The organism is Modestobacter sp. VKM Ac-2979 (assembly GCF_026967995.1).
In the GTDB taxonomy this organism is placed as follows: Bacteria; Actinomycetota; Actinomycetes; order Mycobacteriales; family Geodermatophilaceae; genus Modestobacter.
Map to the genome: position 1 here is coordinate 522,018 of NZ_JAPVBO010000001.1, position 16,180 is coordinate 538,197.

General features: G+C 72.9%; 16 protein-coding genes. 6 read left to right on the forward strand and 10 right to left on the reverse strand.

Features of this window, described 5'->3' with window-relative positions:
- Nucleotides 1-11: 11 nt before the first annotated feature.
- Complete coding sequence (locus O2W15_RS02600; RefSeq protein WP_269178269.1) at nt 12-944, forward strand: AraC family transcriptional regulator; 933 nt, start codon at nt 12-14, stop codon at nt 942-944.
- On the opposite strand, the gene dapC is transcribed toward O2W15_RS02600, so the two are convergent.
- Nucleotides 941-2,044, reverse strand: coding sequence for a succinyldiaminopimelate transaminase (gene dapC, locus O2W15_RS02605; RefSeq protein WP_269178270.1), 1,104 nt, complete (start codon nt 2,042-2,044; stop codon nt 941-943). The two genes, O2W15_RS02600 and dapC, sit on opposite strands and share 4 nt — an antisense overlap.
- A complete protein-coding gene (gene fdxA / locus O2W15_RS02610) occupies nt 2,041-2,361 on the reverse strand; it encodes a ferredoxin (RefSeq protein ID WP_014739194.1) in 321 nt (106 codons plus the stop codon). Before fdxA ends, dapC begins: the two co-directional genes overlap by 4 nt.
- 198 nt (nt 2,362-2,559) lie before the next feature.
- Between fdxA and O2W15_RS02615 the strand changes: the two genes are divergently transcribed.
- Together O2W15_RS02615 and O2W15_RS02620 are read left to right on the forward strand one after the other, a co-directional pair.
- Entirely contained in the window at nt 2,560-5,409 is a 2,850-nt protein-coding gene (locus O2W15_RS02615) for a bifunctional diguanylate cyclase/phosphodiesterase (RefSeq protein ID WP_269178271.1), read from the forward strand.
- Between the two features lie 17 nt (nt 5,410-5,426).
- Nucleotides 5,427-6,179: a GNAT family N-acetyltransferase gene (locus tag O2W15_RS02620; protein ID WP_269178272.1), complete on the forward strand. Its 753-nt coding sequence runs from the start codon at nt 5,427-5,429 to the stop codon at nt 6,177-6,179.
- Here the strand turns inward: O2W15_RS02620 and O2W15_RS02625 are convergent.
- The 7 genes from O2W15_RS02625 to O2W15_RS02655 all read right to left on the reverse strand — a co-directional run bounded on the left by O2W15_RS02625 (nt 6,136) and on the right by O2W15_RS02655 (nt 14,136).
- The gene (locus O2W15_RS02625; RefSeq protein ID WP_269178273.1) at nt 6,136-6,552 is read right to left on the reverse strand and encodes a hypothetical protein; all 417 of its coding nucleotides are present in this window, start codon (nt 6,550-6,552) and stop codon (nt 6,136-6,138) included. The two genes, O2W15_RS02620 and O2W15_RS02625, sit on opposite strands and share 44 nt — an antisense overlap.
- Nucleotides 6,549-7,445, reverse strand: a complete 897-nt coding sequence (gene mshB, locus O2W15_RS02630; protein WP_269178274.1) for an N-acetyl-1-D-myo-inositol-2-amino-2-deoxy-alpha-D-glucopyranoside deacetylase — start codon at nt 7,443-7,445, stop codon at nt 6,549-6,551. Before mshB ends, O2W15_RS02625 begins: the two co-directional genes overlap by 4 nt.
- A 290-nt stretch (nt 7,446-7,735) precedes the next feature.
- Complete coding sequence (locus tag O2W15_RS02635) at nt 7,736-8,800, reverse strand: ABC transporter ATP-binding protein (protein ID WP_269178275.1); 1,065 nt, start codon at nt 8,798-8,800, stop codon at nt 7,736-7,738.
- Nucleotides 8,797-10,095 carry an ABC transporter ATP-binding protein gene (locus tag O2W15_RS02640; protein ID WP_269178276.1) on the reverse strand — a complete coding sequence of 433 codons (1,299 nt, stop codon included), beginning with the start codon at nt 10,093-10,095 and terminating at the stop codon, nt 8,797-8,799. The genes O2W15_RS02635 and O2W15_RS02640 overlap by 4 nt, the downstream gene beginning before the upstream one ends.
- 11 nt (nt 10,096-10,106) lie before the next feature.
- The gene (locus O2W15_RS02645; protein ID WP_269178277.1) at nt 10,107-11,063 is read right to left on the reverse strand and encodes an ABC transporter permease; all 957 of its coding nucleotides are present in this window, start codon (nt 11,061-11,063) and stop codon (nt 10,107-10,109) included.
- 27 nt (nt 11,064-11,090) lie between these two features.
- Nucleotides 11,091-12,080 (reverse strand): ABC transporter permease, encoded by a 990-nt coding sequence (locus O2W15_RS02650; RefSeq protein ID WP_269178278.1) that lies wholly within the window; start codon nt 12,078-12,080, stop codon nt 11,091-11,093.
- Nucleotides 12,081-12,396: 316 nt separating this feature from the next.
- Nucleotides 12,397-14,136 (reverse strand): ABC transporter family substrate-binding protein, encoded by a 1,740-nt coding sequence (locus O2W15_RS02655; protein ID WP_269178279.1) that lies wholly within the window; start codon nt 14,134-14,136, stop codon nt 12,397-12,399.
- Between the two features lie 396 nt (nt 14,137-14,532).
- On the opposite strand from O2W15_RS02655, the gene O2W15_RS02660 reads away from it, so the two are divergent.
- Nucleotides 14,533-14,703: a CsbD family protein gene (locus O2W15_RS02660; protein WP_269164943.1), complete on the forward strand. Its 171-nt coding sequence runs from the start codon at nt 14,533-14,535 to the stop codon at nt 14,701-14,703.
- 69 nt (nt 14,704-14,772) lie between these two features.
- Here the strand turns inward: O2W15_RS02660 and O2W15_RS02665 are convergent, their stop codons facing one another.
- Nucleotides 14,773-15,525 carry a (deoxy)nucleoside triphosphate pyrophosphohydrolase gene (locus O2W15_RS02665; protein WP_269164944.1) on the reverse strand — a complete coding sequence of 251 codons (753 nt, stop codon included), beginning with the start codon at nt 15,523-15,525 and terminating at the stop codon, nt 14,773-14,775.
- 27 nt (nt 15,526-15,552) lie between these two features.
- Between O2W15_RS02665 and O2W15_RS02670 the strand changes: the two genes are divergently transcribed.
- A complete protein-coding gene (locus O2W15_RS02670) occupies nt 15,553-16,035 on the forward strand; it encodes an RrF2 family transcriptional regulator (protein WP_231558426.1) in 483 nt (160 codons plus the stop codon).
- A gap of 51 nt (nt 16,036-16,086) precedes the next feature.
- Entirely contained in the window at nt 16,087-16,173 is an 87-nt protein-coding gene (locus O2W15_RS23950) for a putative leader peptide (protein WP_371327776.1), read from the forward strand.
- The last annotated feature ends 7 nt before the right edge of the window (nt 16,174-16,180 follow it).

Here is a 16,180-nt window from a genome sequence, read left to right on the forward strand (position 1 = left end):
CGCTGCGCCGCATGGACGCCGTCTCCGCCCTGCTCGACGGCCCGCACGCGCGGGGTGCGTTCCTGCTGCGCTCCCTGCTCAGCCCGCCCTGGTCGATGCGGATCGCCGACGAGGCTCCGCTGACCCTGCTCGCCGTCCTGCACGGCTCGGCGTGGGTGGTGCTCGCCGACGGGCGTACCGAGCGCATCGGCGCCGGCGACGTCGCCCTGGTCCGCGGCCCGCAGCACTACACGGTGGCCGACGAGCCGTCGACGCCGCCGCAGGTGTCCGTCGGCCCCGGGCAGGAGTGCACACCCGTCGGATCGGGCACAGTGATGGCCGAGCTGGGCACCCGCGCGTGGGGCAACGACGCCGCCGGGGGCACCGTGCTGCTCACCGGGACCTACCCCCAGCCCGGTGCGGTGGGCGAGCGGCTGGTGCGGGCGCTCCCGCCCCTGGTGGTCGTCCCCGCCGACGAGGGCACGTCCGCGGTGACCCGGCTGCTCGCCGCGGAGGTCGCCCGGGAGGCGCCCGGCCAGGAGGCCGTGCTGGACCGGCTGCTGGACGTCACCCTCGTGTCCGCGCTGCGGGTCTGGGCCGCCCGGCCCGGGGCGCGCGCCCCCGGCTGGTACGTGGCCGCCGGCGACCCGGTCGTCGGGCCGGCGCTGACCCTGCTCCATGACCGCCCGGCGGAGCCGTGGACCGTCGCCTCGCTCGCCGACGGCGTCGGGGTCGCCCGGGCGACGCTGGCGCGGCGGTTCACCGAGCTCGTGGGCGAGCCGCCGATGAGCTACCTGACCAGCTGGCGGATCGCGCTCGCCACCGACCTGCTCCGCGACCGCACCCTGACCCTCTCCGGCATCGCCCACCGGGTGGGCTACGCCAGCCCCTTCGCGCTGAGCACCGCGTTCAAGCGCGCCACCGGGGTCAGCCCGGCGGCCCACCGCGCCACGCTCGCGGGCTAGCTGGTGAGGCGCTGCACGGCGGCGTCGATCCGCTCGTCGGTGGCGGTGAGCGCCAGCCGGACGTGCCGGCTCCCGGCCGGGCCGTAGAAGCTGCCGGGTGCGGCCACGATGCCCAGCCCCGCGAGCCAGTCGATCGTCGCCCAGCAGTCCTCGTCGCGGGTGACCCAGAGGTACAGGCCGGCCTCGGAGTGGTCGATCCGGGCGCCGGTGGCCCGTACGGCCGGGGCCAGCCGGTCCCGGCGGGACCGGTAGCGCTCCCGCTGGGCGTCCACGTGGCCGTCGTCGGCCAGCGCGGCGGCCATCGCCGCCTGCACCGGCGTGGGCACCAGCAGACCGAGGTGGCGGCGCACCTCCCACACCCGGCGGACCAGCGCCGGGTCACCGGACAGCAGGCCGGCGCGGTAGCCGGCGGCGGTCGACTGCTTGGACAGCGAGTGGACGGCCAGCAGACCGGTGTGGTCCGGCCCGGCGACGTCGGGGTGCAGCACCGACCTCGGCCGGACGCCGTCCCAGCCCAGCTCGACGTAGCACTCGTCGGCCACCACGGGCACGCCGTGCGTGCGGCCCCAGGCCACCCAGGCGCGCAGCTCGTCGTCGGTGAGCACCCGGCCGTGCGGGTTGCCCGGCGAGTTCAGCCAGACCAGGACGGCGTCGCCACGGACCGCCGGCGGGGTGTCGGTGCGCTGCACGGAGAGCCCGGCCACGACGGCGCCCACCTCGTAGGTCGGGTAGGCGACCTCGGGGATGAGCACCGTCCCGGTGCCGGAGAGCCCCAGCAGCGTCGGCAGCAGCGCGACGAGCTCCTTGGAGCCCACCGTCGGGATCACCGACGGCACGGCCCCCAGCGGGTCGGCCAGCTGGACGCCGAGCCGGCGGGAGAGCCAGCCGGCCGCCGCCCGCCGCACGTCCACGGTGCCCAACGCCGTCGGGTACCCGGGGGCGTTGCCGGCCGCGGCCAGCGCCTCCCCCAGCAGGGCCGGGGTCGGGTCCACCGGCGTGCCGATCGACAGGTCGACCGCACCACCGGGGTGCTCAGCGGCGCGAGCGCGGGCGGGGCCCAGCGAGTCCCAGGGGAAGTCCGGCAGCCGGACCGTGCTCACTCGCCCTGGGGCGGGAGCGCGGCCACCAGCGGGTGGTCCTTGTTGATCTTGCCGGTCTTGGCGGCACCACCGGGGCTGCCCAGGTCGGAGAAGAACTCCACGTTGGCGTTGTAGAAGTCCTTCCACTTGTCCGGGACGTCGTCCTCGTAGTAGATGGCCTCCACCGGGCAGACCGGCTCGCAGGCGCCGCAGTCCACGCACTCGTCGGGGTGGATGTACAGCATCCGGTCGCCCTCGTAGATGCAGTCCACCGGACACTCGTCGATGCACGCCTTGTCGAGGACGTCGACACAGGCCTGGGTGATGACGTAGGTCACGGGGTTCCTCCGGGACGTGCGGGGCGGTGAGCTCCCTGGCGGGCCAGGGACTGCGGTGGATCATGTCCAGTATCACCCGAGGCCTGCCCGCTCAGCGCGATGGGTGGGCCGCCGACGCGCCGCCGGACCGCGCCACCCGATCGGGGGGTGACCTGCCGCACACCCTCAAGAGCCGACCCGTCCCGCCGATGGAGCGGTGTGTCAGAGTCGAGGACGTCCGGCGACGGGGTGCAGGCGCAGGGCGACCCGCCCTCGCCGTACGACGCCGTCGCCGCCCTCGAACAGCTCATGCTCCGGCTGCAGCGCACCTCCGGCGCCAGCCGGGTCGCCGTCTGGGTGCACGAGGCCAGCACCGGCGTCGCCGTCCCCTTCCGCCAGGTCCGCTCCGGTGGACCGGTCGGTCAGGTGCCGCCCGGCGAACGGGTGCCGCTGTCCCTGGAGCGTTCACCGGTGCTCTCCGCGGTGATCGGCGAACGCCGCACCCTGAACATGCACCTCGACGACGCCCCGCGGTCGCTCGCCGACGAGGCGGACCGCTACGGCGTCCGCTCCGCCCACGGCGAGCCGCTCCTGGTGGGCGACGAGGTCGTCGGTGCCCTCGTCATCGAGCCGGCCGCGGCGGCCTCGGCGTCGCAGCTGCGGCACGCCACCCCGCGGCTGGCGGTGGCCCTGCAGGAGGCCTGGACGCGCCGTTCGGAGCAGCGTCGGCTGGCCCAGGCCGAGGTGCTGCTCGGGCTGATCGAGAGCGCGGCCCTCGCCCGGTCGATGGACCAGCTCCTCGGCTCGGCCTGCGAGCAGCTCGCCGCGCTGGGCGAGGTCCACCGCGCCTGCGTCTTCCTGCTGGAGGACGGCGTCCTGGTGCCACGGATGGCCAGCTACGCCGACGGCCGGCGCGACATCGGCTCCTGGACGCAGTTCCGCCAGGCACCGGAGCCGCTCCGGCTGGCCGACGAGGTGCTGCGCACCGGTCGCCCGATGTCCGCCGACCGGGACTCCGAGCTGCTGACCGGCTGGTGGGTCGACGCGTTCGGCATCGCCTCGGGCCTCGCCGTGCCCCTGGGCCGCAGCCCCCAGCTGTCCGGCGTGCTGACCCTGGACAGCCCCTCGATCCAGCCCTTCTCCGAGGACGTCCGCCGGCTCGCCTCGGCCGCCGGTGCACACCTGGGTGGGGTCATCGAGCAGGCGCGCGCCACCGAGGCCCGCGCCGCATCGCTCAGCACCGCCCGCGCCGTCCGCCAGCTGCTCGTCGACGGAGCGTCGGCGACCGGGGTGGCCGAGGCTGCCGAGGTGCTGGCCACCGTCGTGCGGGGACTCGCCGGCACCGAGCGCAGCGCCGCCTACCTGCTCGACGACGCCGGTCGACTGGGCGAGGTGCGCCACGTCGGGTGGCCCGAGCAGAACATCCAGGTGATCCGCGACCGGCTGGTCGGCCAGGACGTCAGCGACGTCCGGCTGTGGCAGCTGACCGTCCGCGACCGACGCCCGGTCTTCGTCCCCGACGCCGTCGCCAGCGACCTGCTGGACGCCGACCTGGTGCACGCGCTGGGCCTCACCTCCTACCTCAGCGTGCCGCTGCTGTCCGGCGACCGGCTGCTCGGCATGGTCGTCACCGGCTCCTCCAGCGGGACCGGCGAGTGGTCCCCGTCGCTGCGCCAGGCCGTCCAGCAGGTGGTGCTCGAGGGGGCCCTCGTCGTGCAGAACGCCGAGCTGCGGGCGGTGGAGCAGCTGCGCGTCCAGCAACTGGCGCTCGAGGCGCACAACGACCCGCTCACCGGCCTGGCCAACCGACGGCGCTTCACCGAGGAGCTGGAGCGCACCGTCTACGCGACGCCCGCCCGGTCCTGTGCGGTGCTGATGATCGACCTGGACCGCTTCAAGGAGGTCAACGACAGCTTCGGGCACAGCGTCGGCGACGAACTGCTGCGCCTGGTCGGCCCCCGCCTCGAGCAGCCACTGGGACCGGCGGACCTGCTGGCCCGGATGGGGGGCGACGAGTTCGCCGTCCTGCTGCCCGACGCCGACGCGGCCCGGGCCCAGGAGGTCGCCGACCGACTGGGCGCCGCCCTGCGCGAGGCCTTCGTGCTCGACGGCATGTCGCTGCACGTCGACGCCAGCATCGGCATCGCGGTGTGCCCCGACCACGGCCGGGACCGCTCGCTGCTGCTCGCCCGTGCCGACACCGCGATGTACTCGGCCAAGCGGGCCCGGGACGGCTCCCAGGTCTGGACGCCGGACGGCGCCACGGACCCCCGCGACCGGCTGCAGACCCTCGAGGAGCTGCGCGACGCGCTCGACTCCGACCAGCTCGTGCCGCACTACCAGCCCCAGCTGGACCTGCGCAGCGGCCAGGTCACCGGCGTGGAGGCGCTGGTGCGCTGGGAGCACCCCGAGCGGGGCCTGCTCGCCCCGGACACCTTCCTCGGCCTCGCCGAGCAGGCCGGCCTGATGCGGCGGCTCGCGCTGCGGGTGCTGGAGCGCTCCCTCCGCGACCTGCAGGGCTGGCGGGCCGCCGGCCACGACCTGTCGGTCGCGGTGAACCTGTCGGTGTCCAACCTCGCCGACGTCGCCCTGCCCGACCAGGTCGCCATGCTGCTGGAGGCGACCGAGGTGCCGGCCGCCGCGCTCACCCTGGAGATCACCGAGGACGTGCTGATGGCCGACGCGGCGCGCAGCTCCCAGGTGCTCGCCGGGCTGCGGGCCCTCGGCGTCCGGCTCTCGATCGACGACTACGGCACCGGCTACTCGTCCCTGTCGTACCTGCGTGCGCTGCCGGTGCACGAGCTGAAGCTGGACCGGAGCTTCGTCGGCCAGCTCACCTCCGACGTCCGGGCGGCGGCCATCGTGCGCAGCACGCTGCAGCTGGGCCGGGACCTGGGGATGACGATCGTGGTGGAGGGCGTCGAGGACGCCGCCGCGCTGGCCGCCCTGCGGGAGTGGCGGTGCGACGTCGCCCAGGGCTACCACGTGGCCCGGCCGATGGCGGCCGAGCACGTCCTCGACTGGCTCGCCGAGCGGCTGCCGACCCCGGTGACGGCCCCGCCCACCTGAGACCGCAGGATCGACCCATGGGACAGCGGCGCTCACCCCTGGGGGTACCGGAGCTGGAACTGCTGGCCGCCCGTGGCTGGCAGGCCCTGGCGGAGGAGCGGCTGGGCGACTGGCTGCTGCGCGCCGGTGGTGGCTTCACCGGGCGGGCCAACTCGGCGCTGGTCGTCGGTGACCCCGGGCTGCCGCTGCCCGAGGCGGTCGCCGCCGTCACCCGCTGGTACGACGACCGGGGTCTCCGGCCGTCCGCCCAGCTGCCCGGCGTGCAGTCCCGGCGCGCCGATGCGGCCTTCGACGAGGCCGGGTGGACCCGGGACGAGGACGTGCTGGTGCTCACCGCACCGGTCGGCCGGCCGGCCGAGCCCGCCGTCCCGGTCGACCTCTCCCCCACGCCGGACGACGCCTGGCTGGCCGGCTACCGGCACCGGGGGGCGGCGCTCCCGCCGGTCGCCCGTCAGGTGCTCACCTCCGCCGCGGACGTCGTCTTCGCCTCGGTGCGCCTCGACCCGGCACCGGCCCCGCTGGCGGCGGTCGCCCGGGGGGCACTGACCGACGGCTGGCTGGGGGTCACCGCGGTCACCGTGGCCGAGGAGCACCGTCGTCGCGGGCTGGCCACCGCCGTGATGGCCGCGCTGGGACGGTGGGCGGCCGAACGGGGCGCGCACTCGGTCTACCTGCAGGTGACCGCCGGGAACGCCGCAGCCCGGGCGCTCTACCGGCAGGCGGGGTTCATCGAGCACCACCGCTACCACTACCGGCACCGGCCGGCCTGACCGGCGCAGCGCCCAGCGCCCGGCCGACGGCGAAGGCGGCAGCCACCACGCCGAGCAGCAGGAACCCGAGGGTGGTCGCCTGCGTGACCGCGTCGCCGCCGGGGAGCAGCAGGTCGCCCTCCGGCCGGCGCATCGTGCCGGTCAGCGCGACGGCCAGCCAGACCACGGCGGGCAGGACGGCGACCAGCCGCGAGCCCGACAGCCGGCGGGCCGCGTCGACCAGCAGCAGGTTGCCGACCACGGCCACGAGCAGGGACAGCGGCACCGGGACCCCGCCGACCCGCCAGGGCAGCCAGAGCACCTCGACCAGCGCCAGCCAGGCGGCGACGACCACCGCCGCGACCGACCAGCCCAGCAGTCGGAGCACCCTCACCCCGGCAGCCCGGCGAACAGGTCGTCCTCCCAGCCCTGCGGGCCCGACCCGGCCGGGCCCCGCTCCCCGCGCACCAGCCGGTAGTGCTCGGTGGCCAGCACCTCCTGGCCCAGGTTGTTCGACAGTGCGAAGAACGGGCCGTCCACCGTCATCTGGGTCGGGTGGGCGCGCATCGCGGCCTCCTTGGCCCCGGCGTGGGCGCGGGCGTCGACCTCGGTGGTGACGACGACGTCGGCGACGGCGAACGGCACCTCGTCCAGGTCGCCCAGCGCGGCGAAGGGCGACTCCTCCCCCAGGGCGGCCATCGCGTCGATGCCCCGCTGCAGGACCGAGCGGGGCATTGCGTTCCAGTAGACCTTCGCCACCTGCCAGGCCGGCCCGAGGTCGGCCCGGTAGCCGGGGTCGGCGGCAGCCTCCACCGCACCCATCGCGACCCGGTGCGCCTGGATGTGGTCGGGGTGCCCGTAGCCGCCGTCCTCGTCGTAGGTGACCAGCACCTGCGGGCGCACCTCACGGACGACGGCGACCGCGTGCGCGACCGCCTCGTCCAGGTCGGCCCGCCAGAAGGCGCGGGGCGCGTCGTTGGCCGCCGTTCCCATCATCCCGGAGTCGCGATACCGGCCCGCCCCGCCGAGGAAGCGCCAGTCGGTGACGCCGAGCGCGGCCATCGCCGCGGCCAGCTCACCGATCCGGTAGCCGCCGAGCTGGTCGGCCTGGTCGGCGGCCAGCTGGGCGAGCTCGGGCACCAGCACCTCGCCCTCCTCCCCCAGCGTGCAGGTGAGCAGGGTGACGTGCGCCCCCTCGGCGACGTACCGGGCCATCGTGGCCCCGTTGTTGATCGTCTCGTCGTCGGGATGGGCGTGCACGAGCATCAGCCGGCGTGGAGCAGTCACACGAGCAATTACACCGTGACGGCCCAGGACGCTCGTACCCGTGTCCGCCAACGGACGCGAGCGCGGCGAGCTGTCGGTGCCAGGCGCGGCGTCCGGAGGACTCTCGCCTGCCACCGACGCAGGCGCGTCACGACAGCCGACCCGCGACCCGGCCGCGCAGCAGTGCGCGAGCGGAGCGAGCTGTCGGATCCGAGCACGGGCCCGGAGGGTCCTGCTCAGATCCGACGAAACGGCTCACCGAGAGCCGGGCACGGCCGCTGGCCGCGGTGCGGTCCGGAGGATCGCGAACATCACAGCACCGACTTGACCTCGGCGTAGTGGCAGGCGTTGAGGTGGCCGGCGCCGCGGTCCTCGAGCTTCGGGTCCTCCGTCATGCAGATCTCGCGCTGGCCGTCGGTGAGCTCGTTGGCGAACTTCTGGCACCGGGTGCGGAACCGGCACCCCGAGGGCGGGTTGGCCGGGCTCGGGACGTCGCCGGTGATGATGATCCGCTGCCGGGCGCGCTCGCGGCGCGGGTCGGGCAGCGGGATCGCCGACAGCAGCGCCTGCGTGTACGGGTGCGCCGGGCGGTTGAACAGCTCCTCCTGGTCGGCGATCTCGATGATCCGCCCCAGGTACATGACCGCGACCCGGTCGGAGATGTGCCGGACCACCGACAGGTCGTGGGCGATGAACAGGTAGCTCAGGCCCAGGTTGCTCTTCAGGTCCTCGAGCAGATTGATGACGCCGGCCTGGATCGAGACGTCCAGCGCCGACACCGGCTCGTCGAGGACCAGCACCTTGGGCTGCAGCGCGAGCGCGCGGGCGATCCCGATGCGCTGCCGCTGCCCACCGGAGAACTCGGCCGGGTACCGGTTGGTGTGCTCCGGGTTCAGCCCGACGGTCTCCACCAGCTCCCGCACCCGCGAGCGCAGCTCGTCCTGGTCCTTGGTGAGCCCGTGGATGACCATCGGCTCGGCGACGATGTCGAAGACCGGCAACCGCGGGTTCAGCGAGGCGTAGGGGTCCTGGAAGATCAGCTGGATGTCCCGGCGCAGCGGGCGCATCTGCTTGCGGTTGAGCCCGACGAGCTCCCGCCCCTGGAAGACCACCGAGCCGGCGGTGGCCGGCTGGAGGTTGAGGATGGCGCGCCCGGTCGTGGACTTGCCACACCCGGACTCCCCGACCAGGCCGAGCACCTCACCGGGGTAGAGGTCCAGGTCGATGCCGTCGACAGCGCGCACGGCCCCGACGGTCCGCTTGACCAGGCCGCCGCCCTTGATCGGGAAGTGCTTCTCCAGGCCGCGCACCGACAGGATCGGCTCGCCGCGGTCGGGCGCACCGCCGGCAGGGCGCTGGGTGGTGGGGGCGGTCATGCCCGGTCTCCGTTCGTGGGGCGTGGCGGGGCGCTGACGACGCTCTGGGTGCCGGCGTCGCTCTGACCGGCCCGGGGCGCCGTCTGGTCGCCGGGCGGGACGGCGGGACCGTCGCCGTCCAGGTCGCTCTGGGCGTCGGCGACTCCGGCCGGGACCCGTGCCGCCTCGAGGGTGGCGTCGGCGGCGGACTCGCTGAAGATGTCGGCGGCCCGCCCGTGGGCGGCGGCGACCTCCTCGGTGCGGATGCAGGCGGCGGTGTGACCGGGGCCGACCTGGAACCGCTCGGGCTCGGCCTCGTCGCACTCGGCGATGTGCAGCGGGCAGCGCGGCGCGAACGGGCAGCCGGGTGGCATGTTCACCACGGAGGGCGGCGCACCCTGGATCGGGGTGAGCCGCTCCCGGGTCGCGGAGTCCAGCCGAGGCAACGAGCCGAGCAGGCCGAGCGTGTACGGCATCCGGGGCTCGTAGTAGATGTCCTCGACGCTGCCGATCTCCACCGGCCGCCCGGCGTACATGACCAGGACGCGGTCGGCGATGCCGGCCACGACACCCAGGTCGTGGGTGATCATGACCATCGCGGCGCCGGTCTCCTGGAGGGCGGTCTGCAGCACCTCGAGGATCTGCGCCTGGACGGTGACGTCGAGAGCCGTGGTCGGCTCGTCGGCAATGATCACCTCGGGCTGGTTGGCCATGGCGATCGCGATGACCACCCGCTGGCGCATGCCGCCGGAGAACTCGTGCGGGTAGGCGTCCACGCGGTCGCCGGCGTTGGGGATGCCGACCAGCTCCAGCAGCTCCACGGCCCGCGCCTCCGCGGCCTTCGAGGACAGCTGCTTGTCGTGGATGCGCAGCGTCTCCTCGATCTGCGCGCCGACCTTGTAGACCGGGTCCAGCGACGTCATCGGGTCCTGGAAGATCATCGAGACGCCCTTGCCGCGGATCCGCGACATGCTGCGGTCGCTCTGCCCGAGTAGCTCCTGGCCGCGGTACTTGATCGAGCCGGTGACCCGGGCGGAGCCGGGCAGCAGCCCCATCACCGCCAGCGAAGTCACGGACTTTCCGGAGCCGGACTCGCCGACGATGCCGAGCACCTCACCGGAGCGCAGCGAGTAGTCGACCCCGCGGACGGCGTGGACCAGGCCGTCCTCGGTGGGGAACCGGACGTTGAGGTCGGTGACCTCCAGCAGCGGCGCCGCCGGGTCGAAGTCGGGGAGGCTGGTGGTCCGGCCCTGGGTCATGGTGCCCGTGGAGGTGGCACCGGACATGGCGGGGCCCGAGGTCCCGATCGTGGACATGGAGCTCCTTCTCAGGCCCGCACGCGGCGGTTGTTCGGGTCGAAGGCATCCCGGATCCCGTCGCCGATCAGGTTGATCGACAACACGATGACGAGCAGGGCGATGCCGGGGAAGTAGAAGAGCCAGGGGCGGGTGCTCGCCGCCTGCACCCCGTCGGAGACCAGCCGCCCCAGGGAGGTCTGGTTGGCGCCGTTTACCCCGAAGCCCAGGTAGGTCAGCGCGGCCTCCAGGGTGATCGCGGTGGCGGCGGCTAGCGTCGTCCAGACGATCAGCGACCCCAGCGCGTTGGGGATCAGGTGCTTGAAGATGATCCGCCCGTTGGAGGCGCCCATCGCGTGGGCGGCCTCGACGTACTCCTTCTCCCGCAGGGAGAGGAACTGGCTGCGCACGATCCGGGCGAGGTCGAGCCAGCCGAACAGCCCTAGGATGATCCCGACGCCCAGCGGGGTGCGGGAGCCCGGGAAGTTGCTGGCGACGACGATCAGCACGACCAGCAGCGGCACGGTGAGGATCAGGTCGACGAAGCGCATCAGGAGGCTGTCGACCCACCTGCCGAAGTAGCCGGCCAGGGCGCCGACCAGCAGGCCCAGCGGGAAGGCGATCGCGACGAAGAGCAGCACGATGAACAGTGATCGCTGGACCCCGGTCATGAGCCCGGCCATGAGGTCACGGCCGATCGCGTCGCTGCCCAGCAGGTAGCCATCGGTGCCCGGGGGGACCGACTGATAGGCACTGTCCTGGTCGGCGTAGTCAACGCCGGTGACCAGCGGGCCGAGGAACCCGAAGGCCAACAGCAGGACGAAGATGACCAGCCCGGCCATCCCGACCTTGTTGTGCAGGAAGCGGCCGACGATCTGCTGCCGCTGGCTGCGCGCCTTGACGGTGAACTCGCGCTCGATCCCGCCGCCCTCGGGCGTGCCGGGTGTCGCGGGCACCACGGGTCCGGTGGTGGTCTGAGTGGTGGCCATGGGCTCGTTCCTTCTCGCGGGGCCGGGTCAGGACAGCCGGATGCGCGGGTCGAGGACCGCGTACAGGATGTCGGCGACCAGGTTGAAGACGACGACGAAGACGGCGCTGATCAACAACCAGCCCAGCACCACGTTGATGTCGTCCTGGCCGATGCCGTTGCGCAGCAGGTACTCGCCCATGCCGTGCCAGACGAACACCGTCTCGGTGATGACCGCGCCGCCGAGCAGCGTGCCTACGCCCAGCGCGACCACCGTGGTCAGCGGGATCAGCGCGTTGCGCAGCCCGTGCTTGACCACGGTGCGGCGGTAGGTGAGCCCCTTGGCCCGGGCCAGGCGCATGTAGTCCGACCCCAGGACGTCGAGCATCGCAGCGCGCTGGAACCGGCTCCAGGCGGCGAAGGACAAGGCGGCCAGGCTGATCGTGGGCAGCACCAGGTGCCCGAGCCGGTCGGACCAGAGTTCCCAGCCGGAGGCGTAGAGCGACAGCCCCGGGGTCTCCTCCCCGATCGTGTAGAGCAGTTGCTGCCCGAAGAGGTCGTTGACCCCGCCGGCGACGTACTCCTTGAGCAGCGCGGCGAACCAGAAGGTCGGCAGGGCGATGAGGATGTAGGCGATGAAGGTGAAGGTGTAGTCGGAGGCCTTGTACTGCCGCACGGCGCCGATGACCCCCACGATGATCGCCAGCAGGATGGCGATCACCACGGCACCGACGATCATCCGCCCCGTGACCATCAACCGCGGCCAGAGCTGATCGGCGACCGGGGTGCCGTTGATCGTCTCGCCGAAGTCACCCGTCAGCGCCCCGGAGAGCCAGCGCCAGTAGCGGACGAAGAAGTTGTCGTCCAGCCCCAGCGTCTCGCGGAGGTTGATGAAGAAGGACTCCGGCGGCCGGGGGTTCTGGGTGTAGTACCTGGCCAGCGGATCGAAGCTGGCCGCGCACAGCGCGAACACCAGGAACGAGCTGACCAGCAACACGAGGACCGACGCGAGCAGACGCCGGATCGTGAAGAAGAACATGCGGTGACCTTACGCCGGGAGCGGAAGCCGTCCGGTCGGAACGACCAGTTCAGCGTGCCTTCGTCGGACCGCGCAGGTCGTGCTCGGTCCGGAGCGAGCGGGGCGGGCGAGACGCTGCCGGGTGACCTGGTGGTCACCGACCGGACACGCCGTCGTCACATCGGCCCGCACACACCGCGGCCCCCGGGAAACGGTCTCCCGGGGGCCACGGCAGCCGGTGGCCGGCGCCGCCGAGGGCGGCGCCGGACCGGGCGGTGCGGTCGTGCTCAGGTGGTGCCGTGCTGGGTGGAACTGTGCCGTGCTGGGTGGAACCGAGTCACTCGACAGTCCAGGTCGCCGAGTTCCAGAGCGGACCGGCCTGGCTCGAGTTGTCCTCGACGCCGTTGATCGAGCTCTGGTGGGCGATGAAGGTCGGCTTCTGGTACAGCGGGATCGTGGCGACCTGCTCCCAGAGCAGCGCGTCGATCTGGTTGCCCAGCTCGGCCTGCGCGTCGGGGTCGGGCTCGGCCACGAACTCGGCGAACAGGGCGTCGATCTCCGGGGTGCCCTGACGCGAGTAGTTCTGCTGGATGTTGTCACCCTGCGGCGAGGAGTAGATCGACTGGGTGGCACCGCGGAGCGGCGACCCCACCCAGGCGAAGACGGCGGCCTGGAAGCCGCCACCCTCGAGCGAGGTGGGCGACTCGGCGCTCTCGAAGATGTCCGGGTTGGCGTTGAACGTCGCCTCGATGCCGGCCTCGGCCAGCTGCGGGATCATGACCTCGATGGTGGTCTGCCGCAGCGGGTTGTTGGCCGTGGTGTCGATCTGGACCGTCAGGCGCTGCCCGTCCTTGACGTAGATGCCGTCGGGGCCGGCGACCCATCCGTCACCCTCCAGCAGTGCCCGGGCCTGCTCCGTGTTCTGGCCCTTGTACTCCTCAGGAGCGGTGTCCTCGTACTGCGGCTGGTTGTTGAAGTAGATCCGGTTCTGCAGCACCTCGGCGTCGCTGGAGAACTGACCCACGGTCTGGTCGACGATCTCCTCGCGGTCCAGCGCCATGGCGAAGGCCTGGCGGACGGCCAGCGAGTTCAGGATCGGGCCCGTGGTGTTGAAGTCGAGGTGCTCGAAGGACAGCCCGAAGGTGATGTCGCTCTCGACGTTGGGCTCGAGCTCCTGGACCTGGTCGACCAGGTCCAGCTGCGGCTGCGGGTAGATCACGCCGAGCTCACCGGACTGCAGGCCCTGGACCGCGGTGGTCGGGTCGTTGCCGATGTTCTGGATGACCAGCTGCTCGAGCTCCGGCCCCTCGCCCCACCACTCTGGGTTCGGCGTCAGCACGACGACCTGGTTGCCGACGTCGATGTTCTCGGCCGTGACCTGCCACGGGCCACCGGAGATGTCGTTGGGCAGGCCCTCGGCGATCGGCCAGCCGGCGGTCAGGGTCTCGCAGAGCGCGACCGGGTCCTCGTCGTCCATCAGGTGGGCGGGCAGCAGCCCCCCGCCGAAGTCACCACTGAACAGGGACTGCCAGTCGGAGAAGGGGGTCTCGTAGGTCACTGTGACGGTCTTGTCCTCGTCACCCGAGCCCTCGACGGAGGCGATCTGCTCGTAGCCGGTGGTCGAGAGGTTGGCCGCGCAGCCGCCGTCCGCCGGGTCACCGGAACGGCTGCTCCGCCAGGTGAACTCGAAGTCGGCGGCGGTGATCGGGGTCCCGTCGCTCCAGACCGCCTCGGGGTTGATCTCGTAGGTGTTCACCTGCTGCCCGTCGACCTCTTCGAGGGTCGGCTCCTCGGTCAGGAGGTCCTCGTTGTAGACAACGCTGAAGTCCGGTAGGACGTTGAAGGCCCCGGGCAGCACCCCGTGGATGATGTTCGCGGTCGACACCGCGTTCCCGGCCGCGATGTTCGGGAACAGGTTCTCCGGGAAGTCGGTGGACTCACCGAAGACGACCCGCCCCGACCCGCCGCTGGCGTTCTCGTCGCCACCGTCGTCGCCACCGCCGCCACACGCCGAGAGCGCCATCACACCGGTGAGCCCGGTTGCGATGAGCATGGAAGTGCGCTTGCTCAACTTCACGTTCGCTTGCCTCCTCGACCCGCAGGAGCGGGGGGAACGATCAGGTCTGACCGACCGGGGATCGCCCGGCGGACTGGGCACCTACATGAACACGCACTGTCATCCAGCTGTCGGGACGCTTTCGGACGAGCGCAACGGCCAGACCCTAGGCAGTGCTGGAAGAGGCCGTCCACGGCCGTCATCATTTTGTGACCTGTGCAAACGACCATGGCTGGGAACCTGAAACATCGTGGCAATATGACGCCCTCGGCCGCACACTTTCCGGCCGTCCGGAGCACACCCCGGAGAACGTGATCTTGCCGCGCGCGCGGACCGCTCACTGAGCGTGTGCGCCCACCGCAGCCGGGTACCGCTGCACCGACGCCGGTCCCCGGCGTCCACGACGGAGGAGTCCCCATGAGCGGCATGGACAAGATGAAGAACAAGGCCCAGGAGCTGTCCGGCAAGGGCAAGGAGGCCGTCGGCGACGCCACCAACGACCCCGACCTGAAGGCCGAGGGCCAGAACGACCAGGCTGCGGGCAACGTCAAGCAGGCCGGCGAGAAGGTCAAGGACGTCTTCAAGTGACCCGGTCCTGAGCCGTGTCGAGAGCGCCGTCCCCGGTCCGCCGGGGGCGGCGCTCTCGCATCGGGCGGGTCAGCGGCGGGCGAGGAGGGCACGGACGGCGGGGAGCAGCGGACGGTCGGCCGGGATCCACGCCAGGTCGTCCAACTCCTCGGGCCCCAGCCAGCGCAGCTCGCTGTGCTCGTGGGCGACCAGCTCACCTGCGGTGATCCGGCCCCCGTACAGACGCAGGGTCGAGGCGCCCGGCAGGCCGCCGGCGACCACGCCGTCCAGCGGCACCTCCCCGAGGAACGCCTCGGGCGCGATCCCGACACCGAGCTCCTCCCGGCACTCCCGGACCAGCGCCGACACCTCGGGCTCCCCCGGCTCGACCTTGCCGCCGGGGAACTCCCACAGCCCGGCCAGCGGCCCCGAGCCCCGCTGGGCGACCAGCACCCGCTGCCGGTCGTCGACCAACGCGGCACCGACGACCTGGGTGACCTCCTGCGCCCGCCGGCCGGCCGCCGCTGCGTAGGCGTCCAGGTGTGCCTGCATGGCCCGCGCGACCCGGCGCCGCGGCACCAGCCCGGCCAGCCACGCCGGCAGCGCGGCCTCCGCGTCGACCTGCTCCTCGACGAGCGTGCCGGCCGCGGTGGCGGTGAAGGAGCGGGTGTGGACCAGGGTCCGCCAGCCGCTGCCGGCCGCCGCGACGTGCACGTCGCGCCAGGGCCGCTCCGAGACGACCTCCTGCAACGGGTGCGGCCACGGCCGCCCCAGGGACCGGGCGACGTCGAAGGCGACGGTCAGGGGCGCCTCCACCAAGGTGGTGAACCGCAGCTGGAACACGGGGAGCAGCGTCGCAGACACGGCAGGATGGACGTCGTGCGCATCTCCGCCCGGGTCGACTACGCAGTCCGCGCCGCCGTCGAACTCGCCGCCGTGGCACCCGACTCGCTGACCTCCGAGCGGATCGCCCAGGCACAGGGCATCCCGGCCCGCTTCCTGCAGGCCATCCTCGGCGACCTCCAGCACGCCCGGCTGGTGACCAGCCAGCGCGGCCGGGAGGGCGGCTACCGGCTGGCGATGCCGCCGTCGGAGATCTCCGTCGCCCGGGTCATGCGGGTGGAGCAGGGCTTCCTCGCCGAGGTGCACGGGCAGCGCCCCGAGGACGTCGAGTACCCGGGCGCCGCCGGGCCGCTCGCCTCGGTGTGGGTGGCGGCCCGGGAGTCCTACCGCCGGGTGCTGGAGAACGTGACCCTGGCCGACGTCGTCGCCGGCACCATGCCGCCGCACGTGGCCGAGATGATCGAGCTGGACAGTGCGTGGCGCTCCTTCGGCGTCCCGGCCGCGGACTGACCGCGAGCGCGGACGGGAACACGAGTCGGCTCGGTGTGGCACGATCGAACCGTGACGGACTGCGGCGCCCTTCTCGTGGAGCGCCTGCACGTCGACCTGGCGCGGGTCTCCAGCGCCGCCTGTCGCGCCGCGCGCTGACCAACGG